13 protein-coding genes are annotated in these 14441 nt (G+C 36.3%); 2 read left to right on the top strand and 11 right to left on the bottom strand.

The window, feature by feature from the left end; translation table 11 throughout:
- The first annotated feature begins 143 nt into the window (after nt 1–143).
- The gene (locus FFR48_RS08120) at nt 144–521 is read left to right on the top strand and encodes a tellurite resistance TerB C-terminal domain-containing protein (RefSeq protein ID WP_137667014.1); all 378 of its coding nucleotides are present in this window, start codon (nt 144–146) and stop codon (nt 519–521) included.
- A gap of 135 nt (nt 522–656) precedes the next feature.
- Here the strand turns inward: FFR48_RS08120 and FFR48_RS08115 are convergent, their stop codons facing one another.
- From FFR48_RS08115 to fdxB, 9 genes are all read right to left on the bottom strand, one after another.
- Nucleotides 657–887 (bottom strand): type II toxin-antitoxin system HicA family toxin, encoded by a 231-nt coding sequence (locus tag FFR48_RS08115; protein ID WP_137667013.1) that lies wholly within the window; start codon nt 885–887, stop codon nt 657–659.
- On the bottom strand, nt 884–1123 hold the full coding sequence (locus FFR48_RS08110; protein WP_096565808.1) for a type II toxin-antitoxin system HicB family antitoxin: 240 nt from the start codon (nt 1121–1123) through the stop codon (nt 884–886). The genes FFR48_RS08115 and FFR48_RS08110 overlap by 4 nt, the downstream gene beginning before the upstream one ends.
- A 68-nt stretch (nt 1124–1191) precedes the next feature.
- On the bottom strand, nt 1192–3372 hold the full coding sequence (locus FFR48_RS08105; RefSeq protein ID WP_137667016.1) for a DNA phosphorothioation-associated putative methyltransferase: 2181 nt from the start codon (nt 3370–3372) through the stop codon (nt 1192–1194).
- A 677-nt stretch (nt 3373–4049) separates the two neighbouring features.
- Nucleotides 4050–4505: a DUF29 domain-containing protein gene (locus FFR48_RS08100; protein WP_137667012.1), complete on the bottom strand. Its 456-nt coding sequence runs from the start codon at nt 4503–4505 to the stop codon at nt 4050–4052.
- A gap of 90 nt (nt 4506–4595) precedes the next feature.
- Complete coding sequence (locus FFR48_RS08095; protein WP_137667011.1) at nt 4596–5165, bottom strand: Uma2 family endonuclease; 570 nt, start codon at nt 5163–5165, stop codon at nt 4596–4598.
- A 239-nt stretch (nt 5166–5404) separates the two neighbouring features.
- Nucleotides 5405–6001, bottom strand: coding sequence for a cytochrome c oxidase subunit 3 (locus tag FFR48_RS08090; protein ID WP_137667010.1), 597 nt, complete (start codon nt 5999–6001; stop codon nt 5405–5407).
- A 100-nt stretch (nt 6002–6101) separates the two neighbouring features.
- On the bottom strand, nt 6102–7781 hold the full coding sequence (gene ctaD / locus FFR48_RS08085) for a cytochrome c oxidase subunit I (RefSeq protein WP_190348147.1): 1680 nt from the start codon (nt 7779–7781) through the stop codon (nt 6102–6104).
- Nucleotides 7782–8043: 262 nt separating this feature from the next.
- A complete protein-coding gene (locus tag FFR48_RS08080; RefSeq protein WP_096565800.1) occupies nt 8044–9024 on the bottom strand; it encodes a cytochrome c oxidase subunit II in 981 nt (326 codons plus the stop codon).
- Between the two features lie 619 nt (nt 9025–9643).
- Nucleotides 9644–9937 (bottom strand): ferredoxin III, nif-specific, encoded by a 294-nt coding sequence (gene fdxB, locus FFR48_RS08075; RefSeq protein WP_137667009.1) that lies wholly within the window; start codon nt 9935–9937, stop codon nt 9644–9646.
- A gap of 753 nt (nt 9938–10690) precedes the next feature.
- On the opposite strand from fdxB, the gene FFR48_RS08070 reads away from it, so the two are divergent.
- The gene (locus tag FFR48_RS08070; RefSeq protein WP_137667008.1) at nt 10691–12280 is read left to right on the top strand and encodes a helix-turn-helix domain-containing protein; all 1590 of its coding nucleotides are present in this window, start codon (nt 10691–10693) and stop codon (nt 12278–12280) included.
- Nucleotides 12281–12978: 698 nt separating this feature from the next.
- On the opposite strand, the gene FFR48_RS08065 is transcribed toward FFR48_RS08070, so the two are convergent.
- Nucleotides 12979–13341: a four-helix bundle copper-binding protein gene (locus FFR48_RS08065; RefSeq protein WP_096565794.1), complete on the bottom strand. Its 363-nt coding sequence runs from the start codon at nt 13339–13341 to the stop codon at nt 12979–12981.
- 271 nt (nt 13342–13612) lie between these two features.
- Complete coding sequence (locus FFR48_RS08060; RefSeq protein WP_096565792.1) at nt 13613–13840, bottom strand: photosystem II protein, Psb35-related; 228 nt, start codon at nt 13838–13840, stop codon at nt 13613–13615.
- Nucleotides 13841–14441: the final 601 nt, after the last annotated feature.

Raw genomic sequence — 14441 nt, 5'->3', positions numbered from 1 at the left:
CGGAAAAAGTGTGCATTTTTTGGGATTTCAAGAGATGGCAAAGAAATTTTCCAATCTCCTCCTGACTCCTGACTCCTGACTCCTGACTCCTATGCCCTCACGGAAAGACTTTCTCAGCAACCCCTAAATATGGATTCTCAACTATGGACACTATGGACAGACTCAGTGAACTTATAGCTAAGACCGAAAAATTACTAGATCAATTAAAATCCACTTTTGAAATATATGAAGGATTTCAATATCAGAGAGATGATAGAAACCTAGAATGGCAAAACTTCCGAGAAAAAATATCTCAGGATCAAATAGAAATATTAACAGCAATAGCTACACAAGAAAACCTGCAAGATACGATCAAAAAAATTGCCGAAAGAAATATTACCATACCCAGCTTACTAATTGATGATATTAATAAAATAGCCTATGATACCCTGGGAGAAATAATTATTGAGACAAATAATGAAATACCAAAAATAGCTAATGACTATTTATTAATGGTGGAAACAATGATATCAAGCCTGTAGGGTGCGTTGGGTGGTGATAATTTTTCACAAAACAAGCTACAAACCCAATGTAACGCCTCAATTATATCATCAATTCGGTGCTTTACGCTGTCGCTAACTTACCCTACTGTTCTAATTTGGAAGTCACAATAAATCTTATTTTCCTAACAAATTAAAGAATGTTTCTTTATCCATACCAACATCTTGAATAATTCCCATTAAAGTACCTTGTTTAATATCTTTACCCGAATGAATAGGAATCACAACTCTACGCCTATCATTATGCTTGTAAATCGCGTGACTTCCCTTTTGACGATCAAAATAAAAACCTATTTTTTCAATAACTTTAATAAATTCTTTAGCTTTGACACTCGGAAAAATACTCATACTAAAACACTTAATGGCTTAACAATAATATCTTCTTTAGGGATAGATTGACCATCAGCTATTAAACTTTCAAGATATAATTCAATAGCTTCTTGAATATTAGCGATCGCCTCTTCAAAAGTATCTCCTTGAGAATGACAACCTTTCAAAAGAGGACAAAAAGCATGATATCCTCCCTCTTGTTCTCTTTCCAGAATAACGGTGTAATTATAAACTTGTTTGCTATGATTACTCATACTGTAATTTCCTCATTAATCACTTTTTCATTATAAACCATCTTTTCAAATATCCTCTAAAACTACAACTAATTCCTCTCACCATCTATCCCCGCAACATCCCCATTTTCAACTACTTCCATCACTTTTTCTTTCTCTTTCTTCCGATTATTCATAGCATTTTTAAACAACTTCAACTTATAAGGATCAGCATCTTTACACCAATATAATTTGTATCCCTTAATCACAGTAAAATGTTCCTTTAAACATTTCTGCCACCCTGAAAGATGACTAATACTTTGCCAATTTTCAAACAGTCCTCTTTCCTCTTCCTGAAGCGTTAATTTTACCAACTTATCATACAATGGATAATCAGGAGTTACTAAAGTTTCTAATTGATGCAATACCGGCGGATCATCATCAACATCATATTCTCTATAGGTAACTTGTAAATCCCGTAAATCAATTTTCATTGATCTATATAATGTCGGGTGAGGTTCATGATCAAAATCAGGATAACACAAATAGGAAATCTTTGGTGTTTGCAAATGGAATTTAATCACATTTGCTTCTTCTAACCTACCAATAGTCCGACTAGCGCAACCTTCATATAATCGTAATAAAGGATCAAGTGCTTGTAACGCAGAAATGTGAACCCAAAGAGAATTATTTAATTTTTTCCCAATTTTACTTTCTTGACAACGTTGAATAATTAACTCTGTATTTCCCACACTTTTTAACATTTGATCCGCATCTGAACACGCCTGTTTATAACTACTATATAATCCTAGAACATCTTCTTGAACTGCTGGCGGTAGTTTTGATAATCTGGGACGATGACTAAACTTTGTTAATGCTAAATAAACTAATAAATCTTGACGACGTTTATCTGCGATCGCTTCCCATTCTTCTGAGTCTGTCGCTTTAATAATCACTTGGAAAGCCCGTCTTAAACTACTAAAATGTTGACAAATTTCCTCTTCTTGGGCTAACTCTCCCTTACCAGGTATTCTACCCCGTTCAGTCATAAAATTCATCAAAGGTGTTAACAATTCTCGATGTTCTTCAAACTTTTGAATACAAGCTCTCACTTTAGGAGTAGTAGCGCGAGAACGATAACGAGAAGCGCGAAATAATTCGGTTTCCGCAGGATCTCTAAAAACAAAATAAACCCCCAAAGCTATAGGAATAGCATCAACTTCTAAAACTTGATCAATGTAAACTTTTAATTCTTCTTGTTCATAATATTTTTGAAATGTGTTACGCTTAGTAATCACACCATCACCATAAGCCATTACACCTTTCTGAGAGTCTGATATTAACACCTGAGCAGATACCAACAGAACTCTTTGCGTCAGTTCCCAAGCTTTTATTAATGCTTCCCTACGTTCACCTTGATCTTCAATAACATTAATCACAAAACCAATATTCACAATATCCGCAGGTATGCGGGGAGCGTCTGGTAAATAATAAGGGTCCCAACCATTACTGACATAACCTTGATCTGCGATGCGCTGCATATCTCCACCATGTCCACAACCATAATCAAAAAAGGTGGTTTCTGAACCAAACAAACCTGCATCTAAAGCTAAACGCAAAGGTCGAGAAAAATCATGACGGATAATAGCAGCTTTATGTCTTTCAATTTTTGGTATTGTTGGGATTGAATCTGCTGAATTATTATTTGTGTTGTTATTTTTTCTTATAACTAAAGTATGTCCCTGTATTTCTACTCCGTATCTTTTTAACTTTTCTTCCCAACCCAACCGAGTACCAATACCCCTAGTATTGTAGAGTAAACCTAACGCTACTTGAGCGCGAGTTAAACTGGCAAACTCTTCATACAAAGGATAATCAGGAGTAACAAAAGTCTCCTTACGGTGAAGAATAGGCGGATTATCTGTATCTGTATAATCTCTGAAATTAAAAGTCAGAGTTTCTACATCAACTTGAATACTAGAATGTAAAGCTGGATGAGGATCGGTATCAAAATCAGGATAAAATAAGTAAGAAACCTTGGGTTTATTCGTGCTAAATTTAACAATTGTTGCCAGTTCCGCTTGGGGTGCGACACTGCGAGCTAGACTTTCATATTGCTGAAGTTGGACATCCAGTGTATGCAGCGCAGAAAGATGAATGTAAAAAGCATCTGGGAGAAGTTTGCCATATTGACTGTTATAGCAGCAAGCAGCGATGGTGCTAAATTCTATCTGCTTGGACGTTTGGCAAATTTCTTTAAAGGTGTTCAAGTTGTTCTCAGGCTTAACCATTGCACTCATTAGCAGAAAACTGCCAGTCATTCGATTTTAGATTTTAGATTTTAGATTGATTAGCCGGAATTTTAAGTAGGCTTTTGACAATCCAGAAATTATGGAAATTGGAAATTATTGGTCAAAAATAATTATTAACCCAGTTTTGATAGTAATTCTCCCATAATAAATTATGATTTTGTCTTTTTTGTCAATAATAAGATTTATTATTAACCAAGTGAGTCTGAACTGAGATTAATGTCACAATAAATAGGGTTTGCTGAATAAACCTAAAACCTTGATATATCAAAGGTTACAGGCTGATAAACACAGAAATTAGTGCAAGGGTTTTGAAGGGTATACCGGAAAAAGTGTGCATTTTTTGGGATTTCAAGAGATGGCAAAGAAATTTTCAAATCTCCTCCTGACTCCTGACTCCTGACTCCTGACTCCTATGCCCTCACGGAAAGACTTTCTCAGCAACCCCTAAATATAGGACTCCTATTGGAATTTTGAACAGATTCCGTACATCTGAAGAGTGGCAAAATCAAAGGTAGTGTGTCAAATAAACCACTCAAACATCCACTTTAAATGCGAGAATGTTGGTATCAATGCACAGAAACGCCGAACCCATGTTTTGGCTTATAATCCCAGAAGACACATTTTGGGTGTTGAAAATATTAGTAAAAACCTGCATCTTATTCTGGTAAAAAATCAGATTTGAGAACCAAGTCAGTATTAAAAGGACATTCCCCAGGAAACACAGATATAGATAAACCTGTTTCTGAAGCAGCTAAGTCTCTCGCTTTTTGATAACATTCATTGAATATTTCTAAATAGTAATTCCTTAAACTAGGACTATCTGCAAAATCATCCTCTAATCTGTTACGATGTTCTTTAATTGTTGTACGCCAGCTATTTGTCCTTTTTTCTGGTTGATATTGCCATTTGAGTAAGTGCATTAATAAAATTCTCAGGTTACTTTTAACTGATTTTTTATCATTATTCCCCATGCTTTCTATTTCAGCAATTAAATTTTCGATATCTAATTGATCAAATCTTTTTTGTTGTAATATTTTGATAGTTGATTCTACCCAAAGATGAAAATCTTGGTTGTAGAGAGATTCTGATAAATTTAGTAATGTAGTTTTCATAATCTTTCTCTCATATTTTGAACTCCAATATCCCCGACTTCTTTGATAACTTTATCATGAATTATAGGATTGATCTGAGAAGTCGGGGATCTAATCAAAAACAACACCGCGATAAATTTCTGCTATCGGTAATTCAACCCCAATTGACTCTAAAGAAATAGATTTTTCTAAATTATTAAAATCACTGAATAACCAACCTTGAGATTGTTTACTATATTTTTCTATAAAAACTTCATCTTGTGCAACTAATAAATATTCACAAAAAATGCTAATTGAACGATACATTCTAAACTTGTCTTTGTGGTCATAATCTGCGGTAGAGGGGGATAATACTTCTATAATTAAAGTAGGATTTAAAACTTCATCATTGCGATTTTCATTTAATTGTGGTTCACCATCAAAAACCATCACATCTGGATATAATCCGCGTTTATATTCAGGAATCCATAACCGTAAATCACTATTAATTGGCTCAAACTGACTATCACGGAGCAGAAATTTTAGAAATGCAAAAATATTACCACCGATACGGCTGTGGTTGAGTGATCCTCCTGGCATGGGTACAATTTCTCCATCATGATACTCATTGCGTGTTTCAGCTTTTTCTTCAATGGCGCGATATTCATCTAAACTATAACGACGCTCAACAGTGGTAATCATTATACTGTCACCGATTATCTTGAAGTCATTATGATTATAGCAGAATTACGGCTAATTGTCAGAATCAGGATGTCCAGGATTTAAGGATTTTCAGGATTTTAATTGTCAGAATCAGGATGTCCAGGATTTAAGGATTTACAGGATGTGATTGGATGATGTTTTCACAGTTGTGAAAGATGTATAATCAGGTAAAAGGTAAAGAGTTAATAATTACCCATTACCCATTACCCATTACCAACTTAAAAAGCATTCATCAGATAAACCAAAGTAAAAAGAATAATCCAAATTATATCAACAAAGTGCCAGTAAATTTCCGCCATTTCAATGCCAGTATGTTGCATTGAATTATAATGATTGGGACCGAAAGACCGCACAAAAACACCTAAAATTAATAACAGTCCCACAAATACATGAAGTCCGTGAAAACCTGTCATTAAATAAAAGCAGTTAGCGAAAACATTGGTAGTTAAACCATAACCTAAGTTCATGTATTCATAAACTTGCCCTACTAGAAATACTGCACCCATTAAAAAAGTAATGAAGTACCAAAACCGCATCCAACCAACGCTATTTTTTTTGATTGCTTTATCACCGAAATGAATGATAAAACTACTAGAAACGAGGATGATGGTGTTAACGGTGGGTACTAATAATTCTACTTCTGTTCCTTCTGGTGGCCAGACTGCGGTAGTACCTTTAAAAAATAAGTAGGTGGCAAAAAATCCACCAAACATTAATGATTCAGAAATTAAAAAAGTTAATAGTCCCCAAACTCTTAAATCTGGGTGTTGTTCGTGTTCACTGGTGTGATTTTCGCTGGTTGTAATTGCTGTCATGCTATTTTCCTAATAAATTCTGATTTGTCTCACGCAAAGACGCAAAGGCGCAAAGAATTAGTTTTAAAATACTCTGCTTACCTTCGCGTACCTCTAAGTTTTAAGCTACAGTCTCTGTTACTGATGATTTATCATGGTTATGGCCATAGTCATAAGGACCATGAGTGACTACGGGTAAAACTTCCCAGTTTTCAATTATTGGTGGGGAACTGGTGGTCCATTCTAAGCTCAATGCTTCCCAGGGGTTATCTCCTGCAAATTCTCCTTTTAGCCAGCTATTAATGATGTTGTAAGCGAAGGGAATGACGGAAATACCCAAAATGAATGCGCCGATGGTGCAAAGTTGGTTTAAGCTGGTAAATTGGGGGTCATACATGGCAACTCGGCGTGGCATTCCTTGTAATCCGAGTTCGTGCATGGGTAAAAATGTTAAGTTTGTGCCAATAAATGTGAGAGCAAAGTGAACTCTTCCCCAGGTTTCGTTGATCATTCTGCCGGTGATTTTGGGGAACCAATGATAGATTCCGGCGTAAATTCCAAAGACTGAACCACCAAATAAAACGTAGTGGAAATGTCCCACTACATAATAGGTATCGTGAACGTGAACGTCAAAGGGTGCTGTTCCCATTGTTACGCCGCTTAAACCACCCATGACGAACATTGATAATAAACCAATGGCGAATAACATGGCGCTGGTAAACCGAATTTTTCCACCCCATAAAGTTGCCACCCAACCGAATATTTTGACTCCTGTGGGAACGGCTACTATTAATGTGGAAATGGTGAAGAACATTCGCATCCATCCGGGTGTTCCACTGGTGAACATATGGTGTACCCAAACGAATAAACCAACGACGCAAATAGCAACGCTGGAATAGGCGATCGCTTTATATCCAAATATCGGTTTTCGTGCATGAACGGGAATTACTTCTGACATGATCCCAAAAATTGGCAGGATCATTAAATAAACTGCGGGGTGGGAATAAAACCAGAATAAATGTTGGTAAATAATGACGTTACCACCTGCATCTGGTTTGAAGAATGATGTGCCAAAGTTAATATCAAAGAGCAGTAAAATTAATCCTGCTGCTAAGACTGGTGTAGATAAAAGTGCCAGGATGGATGTTGCTAAAATTGCCCAACAAAATAAAGGAATTTGATCCCATTTCATGCTGGGAACTTTCATCATTAAAATGGTGATGACGAAGTTTATTGATCCTAAAATTGAGGATGTTCCTACTAAGACTATCGCTAATATCCACATTGTTTGCGCGGTGTTAGCGGTGATTAAACTTAGTGGTGGGTAAGCTGTCCATCCAGATTGAGAACCACCGAAAAAGAAGCTACCTAATAATAGTAATCCTGCGGGGGGGTTTAACCAAAAAGCAATGGCATTTAATTTAGGAAATGCCATATCTCTAGCACCTACCATTAAGGGTACTAAATAATTACCAAAACCACCGATCGCGCTAGGAACAATCCAGAGAAAGATCATGATTGTTCCGTGATTTGTCATGAAGGCATTATACAGATTTGGATCAAGTAAGTCGGAGTCTGGTGTGGCTAACTCGGTGCGGATAGCCACGGCCATCAAACCACCAATTAAATAAAATATAAATGCTGTCACCAAATATTGAATACCAATCACTTTGTGATCAATATTAAAGGTGAAATAATCATACCATTTCCAAGCTTGGAGATGTTGAGTATGGGCAACCAGTAAAGTCTTTTGTTGACTATTATCTGGTGGTATGTTGGGTGAAAATTCTGTTTGGGTCATGCGATTTTGGATTTTAGATTTTAGATTTTAGATTTTGGATTTTCAGAAGTCAGGAGTTAGGAGTCAGGAGTCGTAGGGGCGAAGCATTCGGATGACAAATTATCAATTTTATGAAAAGGCTATTTTCCGAATGCTTCGCCCGTACAGGAGTCAGGAGTCAGGAGTCAGGATAATTAAGAATAAATCATCAGATCATTTCTTTCCTATTACCTATTACCTATTACCTATTACCTATTACCTATTACCTATTACCTATTACCTATTACCTATTCCCTTCTTCTACTAATGACTGCATATTCTCTGCATTTATTCCCATTTCCTGAACATAAGGTTCAAGAAATTCAGAAGGTGATAAATTATCAGGATTGACTGCTATAATTTGCTGTGGTTCTTGTTTTTGTGCCAACTGATTTTCGGTTAACCAGTTATTAAAATCTTCCGGACTGTGAACTACAACTTGTGTCCGCATTGAACCATGATAACCACCACATAATTCTGCACAAACTACGGGATAAACACCTGGTTTTGTAGCTACAAATCTTAGTTCTGTGGGTACACCAGGAATTGCATCTTGTTTTAACCGAAATTGGGGAACCCAGAAGGAATGAATAACATCATCTGCGGATAAATTTAACTGCACATCTGCACCGACGGGAACATGAAGTTCTCCTGCAACAATACCGGTTTCAGGATAGTTAAATAACCACGCAAATTGTATTCCTTTAACATCAACTACCAAGTCTGCTGGTTTATTTTTAGTTTGGGGACTTGCACCGATGCCAATATTAGGAGCAGCTAAAGATTGAGATTGAGAATTATCATTCATACTAGCTGCCATTGCCGTACCAGAAACATGAGCAACATGATGAGGATGAGTACCCGGTTCTAAACCTCCCATTTGGTTATAAACATCTACGCTGTAGATACCTAAACCAATGACAATGACACTGGGAATAGCTGTCCAAAATATTTCTAATGCTAAGTTGCCTTCTATCGGTACACCATCACTATTGTCTCCAGTACGACGACGGTAGACAAATAGGAAAATTAAGATTGTGCCTTCCACTATTAAAAATAGTGCGATCGCAATGGTAAACATGACATTAAAAAAGCCGTCCACCAAAGGCGCTTGTTGTGATGCTTGTTCTGGTAATAAATGATGATGTTGACCTATCCAAATACTAATAGGGGCAATGAACATCCCCGCTAATAGTGTCCACAATGACACAGGAACTTTTTGCATACTACCTGCTCTTTATCAATTAACAATTATCAGTGGAAGTTGGGTGTCGGGTATGGGTCCTAGAAGAAGAAAAATTCATTCTTGAACATGAGATACCATTCTCTTCTTACTGTCACCTGTCACCTGTCACCTGTCACCTTTTTTCCTGACTCCTGACTCCTCAATTTTTACTTATTACCGTTCTAACTTGTAAGTCATCAAAATTGGGTAAACTTCCAGATTTTTTTCACATCTTGCTCACAAATATTACAAAAATATTACAAATTATATTTTGTCTCCTGTTTACCTTGACTCAAAAACCCAATTTATATACAATTAGCCTTTTTTATGATTAATTATGGCAACAGAATTAATCAGTCATGGGATTTTAGATTTTGGTGAACTTCTCATTAAAATCACCATAATTTTATCATTAAGGTAATGAACCCTAACAAGTTTAAATCTATGTTTTTGTTAATCCTAAAATTTTTAATATTTTTTTAACTAATTAGGTAAAGTTAGGTAAGGATTGAGTATTCCCCTCTAAATGAACTTTCATCAATCAGTGATGCTGATGTCAGGAGTTAAACAATTTCTTTTCTCCTTGTAACTTACTGACTGTAGTTGATGCCCATAGGTATTACTGGTCTAATGTTGTATGGGAATAACAATTTTTGGGACAAATACGAGAACAAGCTTCACAACCAATACAGTTTTCTGGGTGAGCAACTACCATCACCTTGCGTTCAATTTCTTCATCATCTTCATCTTCTACAAATTCACCTTCTTCATTCAATGCCATCAACCCTAAAACTGTGTAACCACATACTTTAATACATCTGCCACAACCAATACATTTATTCTTGTCAATTTCTGTAACAAATTTAGGTGTCCAAGACTTACCGCCAAATGTCAATCCTGTTAATGTTGCCATGAATCTAACCTCAGCAATTTCGCTTACAATTTTCTTGGTGATTTACTCTTAATAGTAGCCTAATATTTTGGCATTTTGCTGATAAAAGTTAACTTTTTTATCAAGTTTTGCTGACTTGAAAAATCATGTCAATTTATCTCGAATAATTTTCTAGGCTAGATGCAATTTTTTATTAAAAAAGTCTCTACTCGATCCTTAGTATTCAAAGAGAAAATCCAGTTATTTTTCAGATAAAGATAATTTATATCCTGATATTTTTATTGATAGGTTTTCGCAAAAATCAACAAGTAGAAAATAGTCCATAAGGTTAAAGTAATAATTTTGACAGTATTTGCAGATACTAAATAATCAACAATCAGAAGTAAACAGTTAGTGAACAGTAATTTAAACATTAACTAATTAAAAACAATTTCCAATTTTTATGATGTTATTTAAAAACAGTTTTTGTCAAGATTTCCTGTGAAAGCAGAACACAAATATTAAAAAAATTCTCCAAGCTCATTATGAACAAACTTAGCGAAATCTTTATGAAATGTATAGTTAATGAAGAAGCAATGAAGCCTTACTTTCAAAGTCCCAAAGAGGTGACAGGTAAAAATCAACAGTGAACAGTCAATACTCAAAGACAATAACTGTTAACTGAATAACTGATCTTGTCATGGAGATAATTTGGTAGCAAGTTATGAATCAAGACGAGACATCGAGGGTAGACTTGAGCCAAACATCTCAGCAATTAGACTAGGAAGCAGCCTTATGCCTTATACAATTCCTAACAAAAATTGCGATGGATGTGATAACTGCCGCCCCCAATGTCCTACGGGTGCAATCAAAATCGAAAATAACGAATATTGGATTGATCCTTGTCTTTGTAACAATTGTGAGGGTTATTATCCAGAACCGCAATGTGTAATTGCTTGTCCTACAAATTCCCCCATACCCTGGCAAGCAAAAAAAGGCAGATGCAAAGTTGAAGCGCGAGAACCTACCAGTCCTAATTTGTTTTCTAATGGCAAGAATCATCCCTTTGCTTCGGCAATAGTTATTTGGGAAGCTTGCAACTTATTAGCACAACGTAAATCATTACAATGGGAAACAGATGCAGCAGGTAATTTACACTATAGCCGACAAGTTAATCAAGGTCGGGGTGCAATTTCTTTTCAGCTTCAGGACTCATTTCAAGTTAGTAACCGGGCTAAAAATTTACCAACAATTGAAAATCTTGATCTTCGAGCTGCTTGTATTCATCTGATTTTTGCTGCCTATGCTACAACTTTAGATCAACCCTGGGAACAAGAGTTTTCAATTGATGAGCGACAATTTGAAGCATACTTGGGATTAGAAAAACGTAAAGACCTCAACAAAACCGCCAAGTTATGTTTAATTAAAAACATCGTTCAACAAGCTTGCTCTCTGGTTGTTTCTATTGACTGGCAAGCAAGAGGTAAAGTTCCCGGTTTTTCTGTTAAAGAAAGTCCTTTGTGGCATTTAACAGATATTCATCATCATTTTCAGGAAGATGCACAGGGATGTAAATATTTAGTTGGGTTGACATTTAAAGTTAAAGCCGGTCTTTGGGCGCAGCATTTTTTAAATAAACAAGGCTGTAAAGAACGGACTGGTTTCTATCAATATGGTAGTCTGCCGAAAACGCTGTTAACTACTGTTATGAGTCTGTGGCAGCAACATGAAGGCGCAGTCAGATTGATGTTATGGTTACTTTTTAAAACCAAGATGGGTAGAGAACAACGGATTACTGTTCCTACTTTACTGCGTGTTGCTTATGGTGAGGAAAAAATTAACTTAGCTTCTAGATTACGAGATGAACGGAAGCGGTTATTACGAACTTTTGAAAATGATTTGGAAGTTCTCAATCATTCTGGAGTTAAGCCAATTTTTGATCCTGTTACCTACCCCATAGAAATCCAACCGTTATGGGCAAAATTAGTTGATATTCCCGAAGATCCAGATGAGGCTTTAGAGTTTTGGATCAATGACGGTGGTGGTGATCATCGACTTACAGATAGCGGTCCCCGTGGTAAGTGGAATATGTTGATGAATGCCCGGATTTTATCTTTTGAATTACCACCAGAATGGGAAAATATCAGTGCAGATGCTGAGAAAAAAAAGCGGCTTAATGTGAGAAGTAAAAAAACCGTCAAAACTACGGATAATTTATTAGCTGAACAAGTATCTCAAGCCCGCAAAAGTATCAATATCTCCCAAAGAGAATTAGCAAAGTTAACAGGTAAAAGTCAAAGTTGGATTCGTGATGTGGAAAATGGTCGTCTGAAACCTAAACCTGAAGATCAAGCTTTATTAAGGAGGGTGCTGAATATTCTTTAACAGGACTTGTGCAAAACAGAACGAAAGTAGGGGTAATTTAAAGTAGGGGTAATTCATGAATTACCCCTACGTAAGAATTAGGTTTTTAGTTCAATCTTGCATAAGTCCTATTTAAGTAACTAATACCCAGATCCTCGACTTCTTAGAGAAGTCGGGGATCTATCGGTAGGTAAACTGCGATCGCTATTGAGTGTTTTCCAATAATTAAATCTTATCTAAATCTAGAAACAGTTTTAAAATATATAAGTTTCCAAATTCTCCCTTTATATTTTCTTAACATTTAATTGAGAATTATTTTTATTTATTAACGAGCTTGCAATACTTTCAGCCATCTGCTATGATTTAAGAGAATTTGTAAATTGTCCTATTGTGCCTATTTTTAAGATGTATCTTTTAACACAAGTTCACAAGCCTTGACTGATAAACGCTTCAGGGATAGCCAAAAAAGAAATAACCCAAAAAATCAAAAATTTATCAAAAAATCCTGACACGAGATTTACCAAAATTCCCTGCTGTTGTTTGCGGGTGAGAAATAGGGGCATTGACAAATAAAACAATTTATGGTAATGATATTAAACCTTGAATGAATCAATTATCAATTGTCAATTTTCAATTGATCAGCGCCCAAACCACCACAGCCTGAGCGCCTAAATAGGTTGCAGATAAATTGATAATAGTTAATCTGCTAGTTATTCAAATTAAGCACGCGCCATTTGCATTGATCGGCAAGTTTCCGCACATCTACGACAAGCTGCGGCGCAATCTCTCATTTTGCTGTCATCGCTAATGGTTTCACAGGCAGCAGCACAGCGATCGCACATTTCCGCACACAGCATACAAGTGCGTTCCATAAATTCAGAACCACTCATCATCATATTTGTACACATCATGCACATTTCAGAGCAGTCACGCATTATGCTCATCATGCCCATATCCATGTACCTACCACCTTTGCTCATGCAGTAAGTCATGGTTTCCAAGCATATTTTATGACATTCCATGCAAGCATTCATGCAAGTTTGCATTTCCGTAGTCATGGATTCAGTCATCATCATCATCATAGCAAATACTCCTGATTTTTTGATGCGTATTTATAGTCATGAATTAGACTAATAACCACATTAACTACCGATGTTTCCAGGGTAAATAATAGGGGAAGCCCTGAATTGATCAGCCGATAATTCCGACAATGAATACTAACAACAAAATCAGAATCTTTCTTGCTACTTTGGCAGTAATTTCTATTGGAAAAGAAAACCGTTGAATATTCAAATCCCCGACTTCTTGAAGAAGACAGGGATCTATGGGCATTTGATTAAGCGTTATATACTACTATTGGGGTAGAGTGCGACTGGCATAAGCATCCATCGCATAGGCAGGAGTGCGATCGCTGTAATCAATTTCCATCCCAGTAATAGACTTAGCCAACTGTGCAAAAGACTCAGAACGCCAGTTCCGTTCATGGATAGGCTTGCTTTGTTCACCCATGAAGTAAGCCAAAGAACCAATCACAGAAGCAGCAACCCAACCTACAACTAATAATGCAATTAAGATAGTCATCTTTAACCTCGTGTTTTTATTGTGTCTTAACTTTTGTGTCTTAACTTTTATTGCTTTATGTAAATAAATGTAACAGATTGTTTTCAAAATTGTCAAATGTTCCCCAGTTGTGCTAACCGATGTTTGTGGTAGAGTATTCCACACTCTCAGACTAAATAAATTACTGTACTACTATATAGTAGTTTGGTGTATAAATAAGATCAATTGCTGGTTAGAGAGGAACATTACCCATTAAACCTCTCTGAAAATCAATGTAGGGACAATTCATGAATTGTCCCTACGAATGGGTTTCAGGTTATGCACATTTCATTACCAGAGATGTCTATTACCAGCCTCAACAAAATCACCAGTAGCTGAGTAATTGTCTCTGCGTTCATGGGGAGAGTAATAAAGATGTAATTGCGATCGCAATTCAACTAGGGGCAACAGTCTATGATAGTGATTGGTGATTGGGTTATTTACCTCCCTATCTCCCCATCTCCCTCCTGTTTCCCCCTCAAACCGATATGCTCCCTATTCCAACGGACAAAATAAATGATATCAAGTCCAGTTAATTACTGATAATCAACTTTCTCCTCTTCACTCTTGCCTCTTGCCTTTT

The sequence above is a fragment of the Sphaerospermopsis reniformis genome (genome assembly GCF_005402885.1).
Lineage (GTDB): Bacteria > Cyanobacteriota > Cyanobacteriia > Cyanobacteriales > Nostocaceae > Sphaerospermopsis > Sphaerospermopsis kisseleviana.
Note: the sequence above shows the minus strand (reverse complement) of the source record. Positions and strands in the feature narration are given on the sequence as shown.